Below are 18643 nucleotides of genomic sequence, written 5' to 3'. Positions count from 1 at the left end.
NCACCAGCCCAACCTGCCCGGGACGGTCGACGCCTACCCCAACTGGCGGCTGCCCGTGCGCGACGCCGACGGCGAGGAGGTCACGGTGGAACGCCTGCGCACCGACCCCGCGGTGGCGCGACTCGGCGCGTTGCTGGCCGAGGTCCGCGGCGCATCCGGTACCGGTGGGGCCTTTCTCACCCCCGGGCGGGGACCGTCGGCACCCCTGAAAGAGGACCCTCGACCCACTTCCCGGTAACCTTCGCTGCGTGACTCCACGTCAACCGCGCTGGTCCCGCTGGCTGCCCCTCGCCGGTATGTTCCATTCGCCGCGAGGGTCGGGCGGCCGCCCGGCGTCGCGTCGCGGCACCGCCCTGCGCCGGGTGTTGACCATCGGCGGCCTGTCGCTGTTCGCGCTGCCGGTCTTCGCGGCCACCGCCTCCGCGGGGGAGATCGGGACCAAGTACAACCCCGACCCGCTCACCGCCCTGCAGACCTGGGGGATCTACGGTGGCGCGATCGTCGGCGGGTTCCTGGTCGCGATCCTGCTCGCCGCCTGGTCCAGCCGCAAGAGCGGGCCGACGCGCTACCGGCCGGGTCAGNCCTGGGAGCACGACGAGGTCTGGATCGGCACCAAGCCGGAGGAGATCGAGGGCGAGCGGACCCCCAGGGCCGTCCCCGGCGCGGGTGGTGCCAGTGGCAACTGGTGAGGCGTTCACCTCGGAGCAGCTCGAGCGGCTGAACCGGGCGCTGGAACTCGCCCAGAAGCACAGCGGCGTCCGCTTCGGCGTCCGGCTCGGGTCGGTGCGCGGCGACGTGCGGCTCGCCGCGGAGCGGATCCTGTCGACCCTCGTCGAGGACCCGGCCCGGGATCCCGCCGTGCTCATCCTCGTCTCGCCGGGGCAGTGCTTCGTGCGGGTCGCCACCACGCCGGCCGCCCGCAAGCGCATCAGCGACTCCGCCTCCGGGCTCGCCGCGCTCACGATGACGTCCAGCTTCTCCCTGGGAGACCTGGTAGGCGGCCTCACGACCGGCATCCGCCAGCTCGGCGAGGCGGCCGGCCCGGCCGCCCCCGCCCACGCAGCCCCCATCTCGTCCCCCGCCGCCGGCAGCCCGGCGGCCCACTGACGCGGCGAGTCGCGCCGGGCCCACCGCCCGGCGACTCGCTCGTCCGCACCTGACACGCGCGACGACCGTCCCGCCTGCCACGCGCCGCGATCGCCGCGTCGGCCTCGCGGTCGTCCCGGGCCGGTGCACCACCGCGGGTTTCTCGGACCCGCTGGATTGCTGTGCCCTCCGGAGTGACCATCGTCGACGCCGGCGGTGTACTCCCTGGGGCTTCACCGCCAGTTCCTTCTGCTCGCTGTCCGCCGATCCGCCACTGGCGCTGGTCTGCCTGACCAGGACCGCACAGTGCCACGTCGCCTTCGCCACCGCGACCCAGTGGGCCAGCCAGGTGCTGGCAGACCGGCATGCCGGCCTGCTTCGACGGTGCGCGACCCGGGATGCGGACAAGTCCGCCGGCGTTGAGTTCCGGCTGGACGGACGCGGGGTGCCGGTCCTACCGGGCGCCGTGGTCCTACTGGCCGGCGCCGTCGGAGCGCAACACGGCCTCGAGCAGACCTGGAAACCTGACGGCGAGATCTTCCCGACGCAGAGAGAGCAGGTTCTCCCGGCCGGCGGGGCGCTGCCAGATCACGCCGCTGTCGCGGAGCACCCGCCAGTGATGGGTCAGGGTGGACTTGGAGATCTCGGTGCGCAGGCTCGCCCCGACGGTGCCGCAGGAACGCTCGCCCTCCTCGTCGAGGATGCGGACGATCTCCAGCCTGATCGAGTTGCCCAGCGCCGTCAGGACGCTCTCCAGCCGGATCTGCTCACGGAGCGGGTGCTGGCTCAGCATGACGGCCAGCGTAGTCGAACGATACGACGGTACGCGAACGGCAGGACTGCAGGGAAGCGGTCGCGGCGCGGATAGACCGCCGTCCGAGGACACTGCGTCGACATCGACCTGCGTCACGGTCGAGTCAATTGTACGTTTGAACTCGTACAGTCGTACTGACAACGGATCTCGTCGAACAGGGGTGCCCGCGACATGTCCACGCCCTCGACCGCGCCGGCCGGCTCGCCCACGACCGGTCATCGCCATCTCGGACTGAGNCTCGCGCTGTTGGCCCTCGCGCAACTGATCTTCTCGCTGGACCTGAACATCGTCTTCGTGGCCCTGCCCGACATCAAGGAGACCCTGCACTTCTCGGGGCAGACGGAGCAGTGGGTGGTCAGCGCCTACGCCGTGTTCGCCGGGGGGTTCCTGCTGCTGGGGGGTCGGGCGGCCGACCTGCTGGGCCGGCGTCGCATGTTNGTGCTGGCCCTGGCCATCTACGCCGTCTCCTCCTTCGTCGGCGGCCTGGCGGGCGCGCCGGCGGTGCTCGTCGTCGCCCGCGCGGTGCAGGGAATCGGCGCCGCGTTGCTGCTTCCGTCGACGCTGTCCCTCATCAACACCCTGTTCGAGGAGGGTCCGCGGCGAAACCGGGCGCTCGCGGTCTGGGGCGGCGCCGGAGCCAGTGGCCTGACGGTCGGCGCGGTGCTCGGCGGCGTCCTCACCCAGGCGTTCGGGTGGTCCGCCGTCTTCTTCGTCAACGTGCCGCTTGCGGTCCTCGTCGCCCTGGCGGCCCTCGCCGTCATCCCCGCCGACGCGCCGCGTCACGCCGCCCGGCGCTTCGACCTGCCCGGGGCTCTGACGGTGACGGCGGGCGCGACGATGCTGGTCTTCGTACTCGTCCAGGGCCCGGAGTCGGGCTGGACCTCGGGTGGCGTCGTCGCCGGCGTCGTCGCCGCCGCGATCCTGCNGCCCGCATTCGTCGTGCTGGAGGCCCNCACTGCGGATCCCCTGCTGGCGCTCCGGTTGCTGCGTAACCGCCCGCTGACGGTCGCCATCACGGTGACCTTCATCTACATGGCCACGTTCGGTACGTTGCCCTACTTCCTGACGCTGCTGCTGCAGGAGGTGCACGGCTACAACGCGCTGCGCACCGGCCTGGCCTTCCTCATCCCGTCCGTCGCGATCGCCACGGGCACCCAGGTGGGCGAACGGATGACGAACGCCGTCGGCGCCCGCCTCACCCTGCTGGCCGGGTTCGCCTTCGGCGCGGTGGGAACCGCCGTGCTCGCGCTGGGCTTCGACAGCGCGCGGTCGTTCTCCGTCCTGCTGCCCGGGCTGATCCTTTCCGGCATCGCCCAAGGCGTGGTCTGGACGGCGATGTGGATCGCGGCCGCCTCGGGAGTGGCAGCGCGGGAACAGGGCGTCGCCTCCGNCATGGCCTCCACCACCCTGAACATCGGCAACGCCGTCGGGCTCGCCGTCCTCGTCGCCGTCGCCACCGCGGACATAGCCGACCAGCAGGGAGATCGCCTGCGCGCCGATCTCGCCGACGGTGCGTTCACCGCGGTCCTGCTCACGGCCGCCGGTATGGTCATCGGCCTGCTCCTGGTCGCGTTCGCTCTGCCGCGGACACCGGCGGCGGCGACCGTGCCGGCGCTCGACCTCGACGAGCCGGTCCCGGTCACGGAGGCGAGGTGACCCCAGCGGTGGGACACGCCGGCGGGGCGGACCCCCCGACCCTGCGGATCGCCCTCCTCGGCCGCCCGGCTTCCGCACGCCCGCACGGCGGGCACGCACGATCGGTTCCGGCCCGCTCGACGTCGGCCGAGACGCCTGCTACGGCGTCTCGGCCGACGTGGGCCGAGTCGCGGTCGCCTACGCCCCGGCGGCGGCGTCCTTGGCGCGGGCGGCCAGCGCCCGGACGAGGCCGTCGCGGCCCTCGAGCAGGGCGCGGCGCAGCGGCGGTGTCGGGTTGCGGTCGGCGAGGTACGCGTCGACCCTGGCCACCGTCTCCGGCTCGATGACGGAGGACGGGAAGAGCATCTGGGTGATGGTCGAGGCCGTGTCGAAGCTGCGGGTCTCCCAGATCCCGCCGATCTCGTCGAAGTAGCGGTCGACGTACGGCCGGGTCACCTCGAGCTGGTCGGAGATCCAGAAGCCGCTCATCGTCGCGACGGCCAGGTGGTTGGACAGCTCGTCAGAGTCCATCACCGCGGACCACGCGGCGGCCTTCGCCTCGGCGCTCGGGCGGGCGGCCCGCGCGGTGGCCGCGCGCTTCTCGCCGGTGGCGGTGCGGTCGCGGGCGAGCTCGGCGTCGATCTCGGCGTCGCCGTAGACGCCNCGGGCCACGAGCTGGGTCAGCAGCGTCCAGCGCAGCTCGGTGTCCAGGACGAGACCCTCGATGACGTCGGTGCCCTCGAACAGTGCCCGCACCCGGGCCACCTGGTCGGCGTCCTCGGCGCGGGCGAACGTGGTCGTGTAGACGAGCTGCACGTCGCTGCCGGGCGGCGCGGACCGGGCCAGCTCCTCGGCCCGCTCGGTCAGCGCCCGCAGGGCCGGCGTCCGGTTCGCCGGCTCGNCGTAGGCGTCGATGGTGAGGTCGGCCTTGGCAAGCAGCGACTGCACCACGCCGATGTCGTCCTCGGCGGTCACCCCGGACAGCACGAGCCGGACGTAGTCGCGCGCGGCGAGCTCCGCGTCGCGCGTCATGTCCCACGCCGCCGCCCAGCACAGCGTCCGCGGCAGCGACTGGGAGATCGCGCCGATCGACTCGACGAGGGTGGCCAGCGAGNGCTCGTCGAGCCGGACCTTGGCGTAGGTGAGGTCGTCGTCGTTGAGCAGGATGAGATCCGGCTGGCGGGCACCGACGAGCTTGGGCACCTCGGTCAGCTCGCCGGTCACGTCCAGCTCGACCCGTTCGCGGCGGACGAGCGCACCGAAGGTGTCGCGGTCGTACAGGCCGATCGCGAGCCGGTGGGGACGCAGCGCCTTCGACGCGGTCGGCGGGGCGCTCGGGGGCTCCTGCACCACGTCGAACGAGGTGAACAGGCCCGAGGAGTCGGTGAAGAAGCGCGGGCGCAGCGTGTTGACGCCCGTCGTCTCCAGCCACTCGGCGGACCAGCTCGTCAGCTCCCGGCCGCTGGCGTTCTCCAGCTCGTCGAGCAGGTCGCGCAGGGAGGTGTTCGCGTACTCGTAGCGGCGGAAGTACGTCCGCAGCCCGGACAGGAACTCCTCCTGCCCGACCCAGGCGACGAGCTGCTTGAGCACCGAGGCGCCCTTGGCGTACGTGATGCCGTCGAAGTTCGTGCGCACCGCGTCCATGTCGGGGGCGTCGGCGACGATCGGGTGGGTGGAGGAGAGCTGGTCCTGCCGGTAGGCCCAGCCCTTCTCCGCATTGGCGAAGGTCGTCCAGCCGTTGGTGAACCGCGTGGAGCTCACCTGCGCCAGCACCGACATGTAGGTGGCGAACGACTCGTTGAGCCACAGGTCGTCCCACCAGCGCATGGTGACCAGGTCGCCGAACCACATGTGCGCCATCTCGTGCAGAATCGTCTCCGCGCGGCGCTCGCGGCGGGCCTCGGTGACCTTGGCCCGGAAGACGTACTCCTCCAGGAACGTCACGCAGCCGGCGTTCTCCATCGCACCGGCGTTGAACTCCGGCACGAAGAGCTGGTCGTACTTGCCGAACGGGTACCGGTAGTCGAACACGCGGTGGTAGAAGTCGAAGCCGGCCTTGGTGATCTCGAAGATCTCCGCCGGGTCGAGGAACTCGGCCAGCGAGCGCCGGCAGTACAACCCGAGGTCGATGCCGTCGTGGCGGTCGCGGACCTCGTGGTAGGGACCGGCGACGAGCGCGGTGATGTACGTCGAGATCACCGGCGTCGGGAGGAACCGGATGGTGCGCACGCCGATCGCGGCCTCCGCGACCNCCGCGACCGCGCTGTTGGAGATGGCCGACCACTCGGCCGGCACCGTCACCGTCAGCGTGAACGTCGCCTTCAGGTCGGGCTGGTCGAAGCAGGCGTACATCCGGTGCGCGTCGTACGTCTCGAACTGNGTGTACAGGTAGACGGCCTCGTCGACCGGGTCGACGAAGCGGTGCAGCCCCTCCCCGGTGCGCGAGTACACGCCGTCGCCCACCACGGTGAGCCGGTTGGACTCGGCGAGGTCGTCGAGCCGGATGCGCTCGCCGTCGAACACGGCGGCGGGGTCCAGCGACCTGCCGTTGAGCACGACCTCGTCGACCTTGGCGGCGGCGAGCTCGACGAACGTCGACGCCCCCGGCTCGCGGGCGGTGAAGGTGACCGCGGTCGACGTGCGGAAGGTCCCGGGGCCGGTCGTCAGGTCGAGTTCGACGTCGTAGGACGCCACGTTGAGCAGGCGGGCGCGCTCGCGCGCCTCGTCGCGGGTGAGATTGTTGGGCACCCGGTTCCTCTCGGCAGGCACGGACTTCTCGGCTGGCACTGCATTCCCGCGAAACGTACCCGCGAACGGGCGCGTTCGGCGTGTTGTCGGGCACGCAACCGCGCCGGCCGGGGCGACCCGCCGCGGCGGCCCGTGGCCCCGGACCCGCACTCCCGCGCCCTGGACCCGCGTGTTCCCCCACGGCGCGCCGCCACGTGGAGTTTTGCCGCCACGTGGAACACCTGCCGCCGCACGGACCCGCCGCCGCGCGGACCCGCCGCCACACGGACTCGCCGGCGTCGGTCGGCCCAGGTGGCCGCGGCACGGTCGTTGCCGTCGGCCCAGTCTCCCACGCGACGGGCAGGGTCTCCCGTGTGACGGGCGGGGCCGGCCACGTGACGGGCGGGGTCGGCGGGGTGACGGACGGGGTCGCTCACGTGCCGGGCCGGTCCGGATGCCGCCGGTGGAGGTGGTCCGCCGGGGCCACGCCGGGCGGCGGTGCGCCGGGGCAAGCTCCGGATTGTGGNGATTCACGCGGGGTAGGTCCTCCGTCCCCGGGCCCGGTGCGGCACCATGGCGACATGTCCCGCACGCGCGGGGCGCTGTGGGTACGGGAGCCGGAGGGGGCGCGGGTGAGGCGGGTGGCCGGGCTGGGCCGCGTGCCCGTGCGTCGGCGTTCGGACGGGTCCGGGACGGGTGCCGGGGGAGCGCCGGCCGGCCGACCGGACCCGGGCACCGGCGGCGCGCCACCGGACTCGCGTGGGAATGCAGGTGCCGCAGCGGGCGGCGGTCCGGGCACCGGTGGCGGGCCCGAGTCGGCCCCCGGNGGTGGTACTGCTGTCGGCGGCGGTACTGCTGCTGGCGGTACTGCTGCTGGCGGTGCGGCTGCCGGCGGTGCGGCGGCGGAGGATCCCGCGCGTTCCACGGCGCACACGAGCTCCGGGGCGCATTCGATGAGCTCTGGGGCGCATTCGGCGAGCTCTGGGACGCATCTGGCGACCGAGGCCGCGGGCGATCCCGGGTCCGGGGCCACCGTGGCCGGGGTGGGCAGCGGCCTGCGGCAGGGGATCGTCCCGCGCCGGCTGCGGATGCTGCGGGCCGCTCGGGCGGCCCGGCTGGACGAGTCGGGCGAGACCGGGTCGTCGGCCGCCATCAGCTCCGCACAGGGCGCCGCCGCCATCGGCTCCGACTCGTCACCGTCGACCGCCGCTCGCGCCGAGGAGCACATCCCGGTCTCGCTGCGGGTGTCGGCCGGCTGGTCGTGGCGCCTGATCATCATCGGCGCGGCCGTCTACATCCTGCTGATGGCGATCGGCCGGGTCCGGGTCGTGGTCATCCCGATCATCGCCGGGCTGCTCATCGCGGCGCTCATCCACCCGCTGGCACATCGGTTCCAGCGGCTCGGCCTGCCGCGGCTCGGTGCGGCGTTCGCCGCGCTGTTCGTCTTCTTCGCCGTGCTCGCGGGGGCCGCCGTCGCCGTCGGGTTCAACGCCGCCAACGAGATCCCGACGGTCAGCGACCAGGTCAGCGAGGGCGTCGAGCAGATCCGCGGCTACCTGACCAACGGGCCGTTCCACCTGTCCCAGAGCCAGATCGACGATCTCGTCGACGACATCCGTCGCAACCTGGCGAACAACCGGGGACGGCTGGTCTCCGGGGTGATCTCCGGCGCGTCGGTCGCGGCCGAGGTGATCACCGGTCTGCTCGTCGCGCTGTTCTCGACGTTCTTCTTCCTCTACGACGGCGATCGGATCTGGGACTGGATAGTCACCCGCTTCCCCGCGGGGGCGGAGGACCGGGTGCGCGGTGCCGGCCGGGAGGCCTGGCTCACGATCACCGGCTACATCCGCGGGACCGTCTTCGTCGCCGCCGTCGACGCCTTCGGCATCGCGATGGGGCTGGTCGGTGTCGGCGTGCCGCTCGTCGCGCCGCTGGCGCTGCTGACCTTCTTCGGCGGTTTCGTGCCGATCATCGGGGCGACGGTGGCCGGCGTGGCGGCGGTCCTGGTCACGCTCGTCTCGGGCGGGGTGACCGACGCCTTGATCATTCTGGCCGTCGTGCTGGCCGTGCAGCAGATCGAGGGGCACCTGCTGCAGCCGCTGGTCATGCGCCGGGCCGTGCGGCTGCATCCGCTCGCGATCGTGATCGCGCTGTCCGCCGGCGGCGTGCTGGCGGGCATCCCCGGGGCGATCGCCGCCGTGNCGTTCGTCGCCGTGGTGAACCGGGTGGCCGGATATCTCGCGGCGACCGGGAAGCGTCCACCGCCCTGACCGGTTCTACCCCGGCGAGCGCAGTCGTCGATCGAGGAGGCCTTCCATGACCACCGAGACCCTGTCCACCCCGGCGCCCGCACCGGGAGCGGCGNCAGCCGAGGACGATCCCGGCACGGTTGTCGCCGACCTCTGGTTCGACCCGCTGTGCCCGTGGGCGTGGTTGACGTCGCGCTGGCTGCTGGAGGTGGAGAAGGTCCGCCCGGTCCGGGTCCGCTGGCACGTGATGAGCCTCTCCGTNCTCAACGAGGGGCGCGACGACCTGCCCGAGCAGTACCGGGAGTTGCTGGCGAAGGGGTGGGGCCCGGTGCGGATCTGCATCGCCGCCGCCGAGCGGCACGGTGAGGGCGTCCTCGCCGCGCTGTACACCGCGCTCGGCCGCCGCCGGCACGTGGAGAAGGCCGAGTTCGACGAGGCGACCTTCGTCGCCGCCCTGACGGAGGCGGGCGCGGATCCCGCGCTCGCCGCCGCGGCGAGCTCGACCGAGTGGGACGCGAAGGTGNGGGCCAGCCACGCCGACGGCATCGGCCGCGTCGGCATGGACGTCGGCACCCCGGTCGTCGCGGTCGGCGAGAACNCGTTCTTCGGGCCGGTCATCACCCCGGCACCCAAGGGCGCAGACGCCGGCCGGCTGTGGGACGGAGTGCTGCTGGTCGCAGGCACGCCCGGCTTCTTCGAGCTCAAGCGCTCCCGGGACGTGGCACCGATCTTCACGTGATCAGGCATGATGACGCATCATGCGCGTCCATCTAGGTTCCGACCATGCAGGATTCCACCTGAAGGCGGCGCTCGCCGAGCGCCTGGTGGAGCTGGGCCATGCGCCTGTCGACCATGGTCCCGTCGAGTACGACCCCGACGATGACTACCCGCCGTTCGTCCTGGCGGCGGCGCGGGCCACCGCGGCCGAGCCGGACAGCCTCGGCATCGTCATCGGCGGTTCCGGCAACGGCGAGGCGATCGCGGCGAACAAGGTCGTGGGGGTGCGCGCGGCGCTGGTCTGGAGTGAGCAGACCGCGACGCTGGCCCGTCAGCACAACGACGCCAACGTGCTCAGCCTCGGTGCCCGCATGCACACCGTCTCCGAGGCGCTGGCGTTCGCGGAGGTCTTCCTCACGACGCCGTTCAGCGGCGAGCAGCGGCACGTGCGCCGGCTGCGGATGCTCTCCGCCTACGAGCGCACGGGCGAGGTCCCCTCGGCGTCCGGCACCGCCTCCTCGGCGTCCTGACCGGCCGGCCGACCCGGCGGGGCGGGGGCCGGCGGGCGGGGCGCGGGCGCGGGTCGGCGAGGTCCGGCGGACCGCCCATCGGGTCGCCGCGGTGGCCGCGGTCGGCGGCCTTCGCCCCGTCCGTCCGCCGCAGCCTGCCCGTCCGCCGCGGCTGGCCCGGCGGCCGTCGCCTGCCCGGCGGCTACCGGGGTGGTGCGCTGGCCACGGCGCAGCACGACCACCCGCTCCGCGTCGGCGAGGTCGTCCTCGCTGGGCTGGGCGGCGTCGCGCGCCCGCATCGCCGTCGCCGGGGGCAGCCGCGAGCGTCCGGCGCCGACCAGGCCGCGTAGCTGCGCGTCGGAATCGCCGACCTGGGGCGAGCGCACGCGCGGGCGGCCGGCGCGTTCCGACTGCGGCATGGACCCTCCTTCGGCTGCCGCCCCGCGGCGCCACCGGGCGGGCGCGGCCACCTCGACGAGTCTCGCGCCGGCCGCCGGCGACGTGATCGTAGCCCGCGGCCGTGTGATACGCCGGTCACATGAGCGGAATCGGGGTCCGATATGGCGCCCCGCGCTGATGACGCTGATGACGCTGATGACGCTGATGACGCAGTGCGATGCCAGCTGCCGTTCTCGTGCCTCGTCGGAGGTCCCGCCCTCGCTCGCGGGCGCCCGGACGCCGGGGCGGGAGACCGCGTCGAGCTCGGTGCGGCCGCTGTGATCGGGCTCGAGCGGCGTGGGTGACGTGGTCGTCCACGGCGGGCGTCGGCCCTGGCGGCGTCGGTCTGCCGGCAGTCGGGACGCCCCTGCCGCGGTGGGAGGCCGTGGGAGCGGCGGATTCCACCAGCCCCGTGGCCGTGGTGAATCGGCGCGAGGAATGCCTGCATAGTGCTCCAGGTGGTCATTCCTTGTTGGTGGGGAGACCGGGCGGATATCTGACCGTCGGGAGTTCGTCGCTTTCCGTGATTGATCATTCTCGTCCGCCCGCCCTGGCGCCGTCCACCCGCTGTCCGATCTGTTCTTCGGTGTCCGTATGCTGGGCGCCGCTGGGACGCCCGATAAGCAATGTATGGCCGATAAGTGCCTGTCGCGGATTCTTCGGTGTCCGTATGCTGGGCGCCGCTGGGACGCCCGATAAGCAATGTATGGCCGATAAGTGCCTGTCGCGGAGCGAAGGGGACGAAGGTCGGGATGGTGGACTTTGGTGCTCATACATTGACACTCTTGGTGAATCGTCTGAAACTGCATGNTGATCTCGTCCAGCCGTCACCAATCGCTGCGCCCTCGTCGGCGTCTGTCACCGGTCCGCCGTCGCAGCCTAGGAGTTGAGTCTTGGACAGCGTGCCCGTCAGCGTCATCATCCCGGCCTACAACGAGGCGATGCGCCTGCCCGGTTTGCTGGCCGAGCTGGTGTCGGTGATGCGCAAGATTCCCGACGCCGAAGTGATCTTGGTTGACGATGGGAGTACCGACGGCACCGCCGCCGTCGCGGAGGGGTATCTCGCCGAGGTGCCGGGTGGCCGGGTGCTACGGCTGCCGTGGAACTCGGGCAAGGGTGCGGCGGTGCGCGCCGGTGTGTCGGTTGCGCACGGTGCCTCGATCGTCTTCATGGACGCCGACGGCGCCTCGGACGTCAACGACCTGCCGTTGTTGCTGGCCGCTCTGGAACATGCCGAGGTGGCGCTCGGCTCGCGCCGCATCGGCGCCGGCGCGGTGCGTAGCAGCGGTCGCCGGGTCGGTAGCTGGGCCTTCAACCAGATCACCCGGTCGCTGGCGAGCCTGGATGTCGCCGATACCCAGTGCGGATTCAAGGCGTTCCGGGGGCAGGAGGCGAAGCTGCTGTTCAGCCTCGCCCGCTCGACGGGATTCGGCTTCGACGTCGAGGTGCTCTCGATCGCCCGCTCGATCGGCTACCGCATCGCCGAGGTCCCGATCCACTGGGCGGAGATCCCCGGCGGCACGTTCCGGGTGACCCGGCACACGCCGGCGATGATCGTCGACGTGGTGCGGGCCCGCCGCTACCTGGGCCGCGCCGCGCCCGGCCTCGTGGTGCCCGCCAACCCTGTGTCGACCGTCCAGCCCGTCCCGACCGTCCAGCCGGTCCGGCCCGAGTCGGCCGTCCAGCTCGGTGCGGCCGGCCAGAGCCACTCGCCTGCCCAGCCCGCTACGGCCGCTCAGCCTGCCTCCGCTGTCCCGCCCGTCTCCCGTGACCCAGCCGTGTCGCGTGGCCCGGCGGTCCCGTCCGACTCGTCCGCTGCGCCGGCGCGCGGGGGCGCGGCGCGGCGCGGGGCCCCGGCGGCGCGTCCCGACCGTGCCGATGGGCTCGGTCGGCCGGTTGTCGGCGCGGTTGCGCGTGGCCCGCTGTCGCCGCCGCGCCGCCCGAGGCCCGAGACGGTCCAGCCGGCGGCGGCGCGCCGGGGGGACCCGCCTGCGGGCGTTGCGGGCTCCGATCGCTCCGCGGCGGACCGCTCTCCGGCGGACCGCTCTCCGGCGGACCCGGTCGTGCTCGGCTCGGCCGCCGAGCCCGCCGGCGCGGGCCGCACGTCGGACGCCGGGGGTGCCGCGTTGGTGCTTCCGAGTGCCACGATGAGCCTCCCGAGCGCGGGTGTGAGCCGGCTCGCTGGCTCGAGGGTCGCCCTCGCGCACCCCGGGGAGACCGTCGAGGAGCCCGTCGTGACCATCCCGACGCCGGGCGGGGAGCCGACGACCGCCGCCACGGCCGCGCTGGCCGCGGTGCTGGCGACGACGGTGGGCCGCGGCGAGCTGTCGGCGCGTCCCGCGCCCGAGCGGGACGGCGCGGCCCGCTCGTCGTAGCGGTCGCCCCACCGGCCGCCCGACCGTCGTCGCCGTCGTTGCTTCCACGCCGGGACGAGATGCCATCGGGTGTTATCGGCCGGGGAGGGGCGAGACATCCCGGTTCCGGTGCCCTGGGTAGGGTCGGGCATACCTGTTCTCGACCCTGGAGTCAGCGATTCTCTCCCCCGCCCGCGGTCCCGTCGCGACGNCGACCGGCCCGCGCGCGTACCGGTCATCCGCCGCCTTCACCTCCGCCGCCTCGTCGCCGCGCGCCCGCCGGACCTCGCGGTGGCCGCTGCTCGGGATGGCGGTGGGGTTCGCGGTGCTCTACCTGCTCCAGGCGCCCGGCCGGCTGACCGCGGACACCAAGCTGGACGTCCCCCTCGACCCGTGGGGCTTCATGGGCCGGGCCACCCATCTGTGGAACTCCCTCGCCGAGTTCGGGTACCTGCCGAACCAGTACGTCGGCTACCTGTTCCCGATGGGGCCCTTCTTCGGCCTGGGCAAGCTGGTCGGCCTGCCGCCCTGGGCGACGCAGCGGCTGTGGATGGCGCTGCTGCTCACCGTCTCGTCGTGGGGCGTCNTGCGCCTCGCCGACGCGCTGCGCCTCGGCGTGCCCGCCACCCGGGTGCTGGCGGGGCTCGCCTACACGCTGTCGCCGATGTTCCTCGGCAAGATCGGGGCGACCTCCGTCGCGCTCGCGGGCGCGGCGATGCTGCCCTGGATCACCCTGCCGCTGATCCTCGCGCTGCGCCCCGACGGCGCCCTCGGCGCGGACACCGGCACGGCCGCGGCCCCCGGCCCGCCGGACGGCTACGGGTATCCCGACGGGCAGGATCCGGCCGCCGACCCGGCGCGGCGACTGTCCGCGCGGCGCGCCGCGGCGCTGTCGGGCCTCGCCGTCGTGGGGACCGGTGGCACCAACGCCACCGTCACCCTGTGCGTGCTGCTCTGTCCGGCGGTGGTGCTCGCGTTCGCGGGCGGGACCCGCCGGGCCTGGGCGCTGCGGGCCTGGTGGGTGGTCGCGGTCATCCTCGCCACGATGTGGTGGCTGCTGGCGCTGATGGTGCAGGGCCGCTACGGGCTGAACTTCCTGCCGTACACCGAGACCGTCCAGACGACGACGGCGACCACGTCGGTCGCCGAGACGCTGCGCGGCGCGACGGACTGGATGGCCTACCTCCAGCTTCCGCGTCCCTGGCTGCCCGCGGCGACCGAGTACGTCTCCCGACCGGTGCCGATCGTCGGCTCCGCCGCCGTCGCCGCGATCGGGTTGTGGGGCCTGTCCCGGCCGGACCTGCCGGCCCGCCGGTTCCTGCTGGTGACGCTCGCCGTCGGCACCGTCTCCGTCGCCGCCGCCTACCCGGGCGACCCGGGCAGCCCGCTGTCGGGCGTGGCGCGCGACCTGCTCGGCAACCAGCTCGGCTTCCTGCGCAACGTCTATAAGTTCCAGCCGGTGGTGCGGCTGCCGATCGCGCTGGGCGTCGGGCACGCGCTGGTAGCCCTGCCCGTCCGGGTCCGCCGCGCGCCCACGCGGCTGCGCCGCGCCGCCGGCCGGCGGGGCTGGGCGCGCCCACGGGCCGGCGTCACGACGGCCGCCGCCGCGGTGACGGTGGCCGCGCTCGTCTGCGGCATGACTCCCGCGCTGTCCGGCCGCGCGTTGCAGCCCCGCCCGTTCACGCAGGTGCCCGACTACTGGGTGCAGGCCGCCGACTGGCTCGGCGGGAACCCGCAGGGCGGCCGCGCGCTGGTGCTGCCCGGTTCGCCGTTCGCCGAGTACGACTGGGGCCGCCCCCTCGACGAGCCGCTGCAGTGGCTGGCGAAGACACCCTGGGGGGTTCGCAGCCTCATCCCGCTCGGCGGAGCCGGGGTGACCCGGCTGATGGACGGCATCGAACGCGAACTGGCCGCGGGCTCCGCGCCGGGGCTCGCCGACGCCCTGGCCCGGGCCGGCATCGGGCAGATCCTGCTGCGCAACGACCTGGAGCAGAAGGACTGGGACATCCCCCCGTCCACCGACGAGCTGCACCGGGCGCTGCGTTCCTCCGGACTGACGCTGGCCGCCTCCTTCGGCCCGCAGGTGCCGGCACGCGCCTCGGCGAAGGAACGGCTCGTGCCGGAGCTGCGCAACCCGAAGCAGAAGGTGCCGGCGCTGGAGATCTGGACGGTGCCGACGGGCGCGAAGCTTGTCCAGTCCTACGCCGCCGACAGCGCCGTCGTCGTCTCCGGCGGACCCGAGGCGACGGTGCAGCTCGCCGCGCAGGGCCTGCTCGGCGCGGACCGGCCCGTCGTGCTCGCCGCCGACCTCGCCGGCCCGTCGGCCGCGGCGACGGCGCCGACGAGCCCGAACGCGATCAAGGTTGCGCCGGGGGAGGTGATCGGCCCGTCGACCGCCTGGGTCGACACGGACACCCTGACCCGCCGGGACAGCACGTTCGGCATCGTCCACGACGCCACCTCCTACCTGCTCGGGCCGACCGGCAACGCCGTGGGCAGGACCGGGGAGCCCAACCAGTGGGCCGAGGACGACGTGGCCGGTCACCAGACCGTCGCCGGCTTCGTCGGTGGCATGTCGGTCACGGCCTCCTCCTACGGCTACGACCTGCTCGCCGCGCCGGATCTCGCGCCGCCGGCCGCCGTCGACGGGTTCACCGCGACAGCCTGGACGGCGATGNGCAAGAAGGGCACCACCTCCGCCGGCCAGTGGATCCAGCTCGACGTCGGTCACCGGATGGCCGTGCCCTACATCGACATCCGGCTGCTGTCGGAGGGCCCCTGGCGACCGGCCGTGCGGGCGATGCGGGTGACCAGCGAGTCCGGTGCGGTCGTGACCGAGGTGTCCCCGGTGGAGGACGTCCAGCGCCTCGCCGTCCCGCCGGGGGAGAGCCGCTGGTACCGGATCACGTTCGAGCGGGTCGACCGGGAGAACGACGACACCCTCGGCGCCGGCATCCGGGAGATCACCATCCCCGGGGTCACGTTCGAGCACTACGCGCAGCTCCCCGACGACNTCGGCCGGCTGTTCGCCGGGGCCGACCAGGGGACCGTCGCCTTCTCGCTGGCGCGGGAGCGGGTCGACCCGGCGCAGCCGTTCGGTGGTTCGGAGGAGCTGGCGCTGTCCCGCCGCTTCGACGTGCCCCGTGAGATGACGTTCACCGTGAACGGTGCGGCGAGCTTCCTGCCGCCCCCCCGGGGGACCCCGCCCGCCGACGACGAGCCGCTGGTCGTGCCCTGCGGTAGTGGTCCCAGCCTGATCGCCGACGGGAAGCGTTACCCGTTGCGGATCACCGGGCGCAACAGCGACGTCACCTCGGTGCTGCCGGTGAAGGTCTCGCTGTGTACCGACGGGGGCCGCCTCGCGCTGCCTGCCGGGACCCACCAGCTGCGCGTCGACCAGGGCCCGACCTCGATCCTCGTCGACTCGCTGGCGCTGGTCGGCGCCGGGCGCCAGCCGGATGGGCAGGCGGCCCGCGCGACGCAGGTGCGCCAGTGGGGCGCGGAACACCGCAGCGTCCAGATCGGGGCGGGTGAGCGGGCGTTCCTGGCCGTGCGGGAGAACGCGAACACCTCGTGGACCGCGAAGCTCGACGGCACCACGCTGACGCCGGTGCGTCTCGACGGCTGGCAGCAGGGCTGGATCGTGCCGGCCGGCGCCGGCGGCACCGTCGTCATCGACAACGTCCCCGGCACCGAGTACCGGCGCAACCTGATCGTCGGGCTGCTGCTGCTCCTGGTGCTCGTCGGGCTCGCCGTGCTGCCGGAGCGGTTCCGGCTGCGGCGCCGCTCCAACGAGAACGGGTACCCGGCCTTTCNCCCGCTGCCGCGGGCGACCCGGCTGCCGGGGGCAGCGTCGCCGGGCCGTGCCGTGCGGGTGCTGTGGACGGGGCTGGCGATGGTCGCGCTGGCCCTGGTGGCCGGCCCGGTCGCCCTGGCGGTGCCGGTGCTCGTCTGGTTCGGGCGGTCGCGTCCGCAGGTGCTGGGGTGGCTTGCCGCGATCGCGATGCTCGGCGCGGGCATCGGCGTCGCGGCGGAACCGAACAGTCAGCCGGGGGCGGGGCACGGGGCGTTCGGGGTGCCCGTGCAGGTGCTCGGCGCGCTGGCGTTCGCCGCGGCGCTCGCCGCGCTGGTCGTCTGGGTCTGGCAACGGCCCACGGACCCGGACGTTACCGAGGCCGGCGGTGGCGGTGGCGACGGTGCTGGTCTCGGGGGTGCTGGTCTCGGGGGTGCTGGTTACGACGGTGGGGGTTTCGTCGCTCGGGCTGGCCGTGTCGGGCGGCGGACTTCCGGTGGCGGCCCATGGTCGGCAAGCAAGAGACTGGACTAGCGGCGCCGCAACACCGGCAGTTCGAACCTCGGCCGCCATCCGTTTCAGAAGGAGTCACCGGGCCATGACAGTGGTTGTGAGCGGATCCTCGACCCGGCAGTCCGCAACGGCCCCCGCATCCGTGGCGGCCACCCCACCGCTGTTCGACGTGGGGTGCGTCGAGCGGATGGCGCAGGCGATCCACCGCCGCTACCTCGACCATGAGCTCGGCAAGCGGCACGAGGCGGGTTCACGCCCGGGCCTACGACCGTGGGCGGAGCTGGCCGAGNCGCTGCGGGAGGCCAATCGCGCGCAGGCCGCCCAGTACGCGGCGATCGCGCAGGCCCGTGACTGGTCGATCGTCTCCGCCGCGGCGGACGGCGACCCGTTCACCTTCACCGACGCCGAGATCGAGGAACTCGCCCGCGACGAGCACGTGCGGTGGCGCCGCCACAAGGAGCGCCAGGGCTACTCCTACGGACCGCTGCGCAGCGACGCCGGGCCGGACAAGCGACACCCGTCGATGGTGGACTGGGAGGAGCTCACCGAGGAGGACCGCGACCGCGACCGTGACGTGATCCGCAACATGCCCGCCGTGCTGGCACACGCGCGGCTGCGGGTGACCCGCCGACCGGAGGCCGACGCGGGCTGAGCCGCCTCGAGTCGGTCGGCTGAGTCAGTCGAAGCCGTTCGCGCGCAGCCACCGGCGCCGCCGGCGGGCGAGCAGGAGCCGGATGACGCGGGGCCGGCGGGCGTGGTCCTCCTCGAGGATGCGACGGACGACGGTCGCGTCGCTGACATAGCGGAAGCCGTCCTCGTCCGCCGATTCACCAAACCCCATCTCGGCCAGATCCTGCCGGTCCGGGGTCCTGTCCACCCAGCCCAGCAGGAACTCGGCGGCGGCGGGGAGTTCCACCGCCGCGGCGGTGAACTCGTGGGAGGGCTCAAGACGCAGCAGGCTCGCCGTCCGCCAGAGCGGGGCGAGCGCGCCTAAGTCGTCGCGGCGGTCCATGCTGCGCAGGCTGGCGAGGGCGACGGCGAGCAGCCCGAGGCGCAGCAGGTCGGGGTCGCCACGGCGGACCGCGAGCGAGGCCATCCGGATCCCGAAGGCCCGCAGGGTCTCCGCCTCCACCTCCGGGCGGATCAGGTCCAGTAACTGCTCGAGACCGCCACCGCGCCGTACCTTGCGCAACAGTGTGACGATAGCGAGGTCGCGTTCATGGGGGATTGTTTGGTCGGCGTAGTGCGCCGATGATTCTCCAGTGAGGCAGACGAGGTCCGCGAGCTCAATCCGGCCCGACGGGCACCTCTCGTCCCCGGTCATGGCGCTCCTCTCCGCAATGGGTCGGTCGGCGCTCGCGCCAACCCTGGACGCCCCAGCCTGCGATGGCGGCGACCGGCGCCCACCCGAACGGCCGCCACCGGTCCGTGCCCGGGCGGGCTCGCCGGTGCGGTCCTGCGACCCGGTGGCCGAGCGCCCCGATCGCGCAGAGTGTCGCCACGATGACCGGGAGGATCATGGGGGCATCCTCTCAGGTCCCNCCGGAGACGACCAGTAGGTAGCACTGGGTGACAGGGTGCCNGTTTCGGTACGGGGGGTAGGACGACGGTGCGGGCCGCACGCGACCTTTGGGATCTGTTACGCCCACATATTGGCTACTTTGCGTGAGTGGNGGCCCGGCGTGCGGAGGGGACATGCGTCCTGCTCGGCGCCGTTTTTGTGGCCTCTGCCTGCCATGTCCCGGTTCGGGGTCACCTTCCGGGGGCGGGTCCGGATGGTCCGGCGGTGGGTGACCTCGGCCCCGAGC

General features: G+C 73.4%; 9 protein-coding genes and 17 pseudogenes. 17 read left to right on the top strand and 9 right to left on the bottom strand.

The features are described from left to right. Position 1 precedes the first annotated feature (1 nt). The coding region (locus UK94_RS58335; protein ID WP_235488737.1) for a hypothetical protein at positions 2-238 on the top strand (237 nt) is incomplete at its 5' end. Positions 239-675: 437 nt separating this feature from the next. Next, positions 676-1107 (top strand): DUF5130 family protein, encoded by a 432-nt coding sequence (locus tag UK94_RS19385; RefSeq protein WP_011603032.1) that lies wholly within the window; start codon positions 676-678, stop codon positions 1105-1107. A gap of 451 nt (positions 1108-1558) precedes the next feature. Here the strand turns inward: UK94_RS19385 and UK94_RS19380 are convergent, their stop codons facing one another. Continuing rightward, positions 1559-1879, bottom strand: a complete 321-nt coding sequence (locus tag UK94_RS19380) for a helix-turn-helix domain-containing protein (protein ID WP_011603033.1) — start codon at positions 1877-1879, stop codon at positions 1559-1561. A 267-nt stretch (positions 1880-2146) separates the two neighbouring features. Here UK94_RS19380 and UK94_RS58330 point away from each other — a divergent pair. From UK94_RS58330 to UK94_RS74390, 4 pseudogenes are all read left to right on the top strand, one after another. Next, positions 2147-2337: pseudogene (locus UK94_RS58330) on the top strand (MFS transporter); the annotation flags it as partial. Between the two features lies 1 nt (position 2338). Beyond that, positions 2339-2825, top strand: a pseudogene (locus UK94_RS58325) (MFS transporter); the annotation flags it as partial. 28 nt (positions 2826-2853) lie between these two features. Next, positions 2854-3290, top strand: a pseudogene (locus UK94_RS58315) (MFS transporter); the annotation flags it as partial. A 1-nt stretch (position 3291) separates the two neighbouring features. Next, positions 3292-3556, top strand: a pseudogene (locus UK94_RS74390) (MFS transporter); the annotation flags it as partial. Positions 3557-3733: 177 nt separating this feature from the next. On the opposite strand, the pseudogene UK94_RS58310 reads toward UK94_RS74390, so the two are convergent. The 6 pseudogenes from UK94_RS58310 to UK94_RS58285 all read right to left on the bottom strand — a co-directional run. Beyond that, positions 3734-4198 (bottom strand): annotated as a pseudogene (locus UK94_RS58310) (ERAP1-like C-terminal domain-containing protein); the annotation flags it as partial. Position 4199: 1 nt separating this feature from the next. Next, positions 4200-4436, bottom strand: a pseudogene (locus UK94_RS58305) (hypothetical protein); the annotation flags it as partial. A gap of 1 nt (position 4437) precedes the next feature. Next, positions 4438-4649: pseudogene (locus UK94_RS58300) on the bottom strand (ERAP1-like C-terminal domain-containing protein); the annotation flags it as partial. A gap of 1 nt (position 4650) precedes the next feature. Further along, a pseudogene (gene pepN / locus UK94_RS58295) lies at positions 4651-5786 on the bottom strand (aminopeptidase N); the annotation flags it as partial. A gap of 1 nt (position 5787) precedes the next feature. Next, positions 5788-5914: pseudogene (locus UK94_RS58290) on the bottom strand (hypothetical protein); the annotation flags it as partial. 1 nt (position 5915) lies between these two features. After that, positions 5916-6283, bottom strand: a pseudogene (locus tag UK94_RS58285) (aminopeptidase N); the annotation flags it as partial. Between the two features lie 1022 nt (positions 6284-7305). Here UK94_RS58285 and UK94_RS19365 point away from each other — a divergent pair. The 7 genes and pseudogenes from UK94_RS19365 to UK94_RS19355 form a co-directional block, all read left to right on the top strand. Further along, positions 7306-8463, top strand: a pseudogene (locus tag UK94_RS19365) (AI-2E family transporter); the annotation flags it as partial. A 1-nt stretch (position 8464) separates the two neighbouring features. Continuing rightward, positions 8465-8532, top strand: a 68-nt coding sequence (locus tag UK94_RS74385) for a hypothetical protein (RefSeq protein WP_268761516.1), incomplete at its 5' end; no start/stop codon positions are given. 95 nt (positions 8533-8627) lie between these two features. After that, a pseudogene (locus tag UK94_RS58280) lies at positions 8628-8772 on the top strand (disulfide bond formation protein DsbA); the annotation flags it as partial. Between the two features lies 1 nt (position 8773). Further along, positions 8774-9034, top strand: a pseudogene (locus UK94_RS58275) (disulfide bond formation protein DsbA); the annotation flags it as partial. A gap of 1 nt (position 9035) precedes the next feature. After that, a pseudogene (locus UK94_RS58270) lies at positions 9036-9109 on the top strand (disulfide bond formation protein DsbA); the annotation flags it as partial. Position 9110: 1 nt separating this feature from the next. Further along, positions 9111-9250: pseudogene (locus tag UK94_RS58265) on the top strand (disulfide bond formation protein DsbA); the annotation flags it as partial. 19 nt (positions 9251-9269) lie between these two features. Then, positions 9270-9758, top strand: a complete 489-nt coding sequence (locus UK94_RS19355) for a ribose-5-phosphate isomerase (protein ID WP_041939008.1) — start codon at positions 9270-9272, stop codon at positions 9756-9758. Here the strand turns inward: UK94_RS19355 and UK94_RS19350 are convergent. Beyond that, positions 9701-10156: a hypothetical protein gene (locus UK94_RS19350; RefSeq protein ID WP_157734342.1), complete on the bottom strand. Its 456-nt coding sequence runs from the start codon at positions 10154-10156 to the stop codon at positions 9701-9703. The genes UK94_RS19355 and UK94_RS19350 overlap by 58 nt on opposite strands. Positions 10157-11077: 921 nt before the next feature. Here UK94_RS19350 and UK94_RS19345 point away from each other — a divergent pair. From UK94_RS19345 to UK94_RS58245, 4 genes and pseudogenes are all read left to right on the top strand, one after another. Beyond that, positions 11078-12550, top strand: coding sequence for a glycosyltransferase family 2 protein (locus tag UK94_RS19345; protein ID WP_235488786.1), 1473 nt, complete (start codon positions 11078-11080; stop codon positions 12548-12550). Positions 12551-12836: 286 nt separating this feature from the next. Continuing rightward, positions 12837-13115: pseudogene (locus tag UK94_RS58260) on the top strand (alpha-(1->3)-arabinofuranosyltransferase family protein); the annotation flags it as partial. Between the two features lies 1 nt (position 13116). Beyond that, positions 13117-15206: pseudogene (locus UK94_RS58255) on the top strand (alpha-(1->3)-arabinofuranosyltransferase family protein); the annotation flags it as partial. A gap of 1921 nt (positions 15207-17127) precedes the next feature. Beyond that, positions 17128-17487 carry a RyR domain-containing protein gene (locus UK94_RS58245; protein ID WP_313949550.1) on the top strand — a complete coding sequence of 120 codons (360 nt, stop codon included), beginning with the start codon at positions 17128-17130 and terminating at the stop codon, positions 17485-17487. Between the two features lie 24 nt (positions 17488-17511). Here UK94_RS58245 and UK94_RS19330 read toward each other — a convergent pair whose 3' ends face one another. Then, positions 17512-18027, bottom strand: coding sequence for a hypothetical protein (locus tag UK94_RS19330; protein ID WP_011603044.1), 516 nt, complete (start codon positions 18025-18027; stop codon positions 17512-17514). Positions 18028-18643 lie beyond the last annotated feature (616 nt).

It is taken from the genome of Frankia sp. AvcI1 (genome assembly GCF_001420875.1).
GTDB lineage: Bacteria > Actinomycetota > Actinomycetes > Frankiales > Frankiaceae > Frankia > Frankia alni.
The sequence above is the reverse complement of the archived record's forward strand: the minus strand, read 5'-3'. Positions and strand labels throughout refer to the sequence as shown.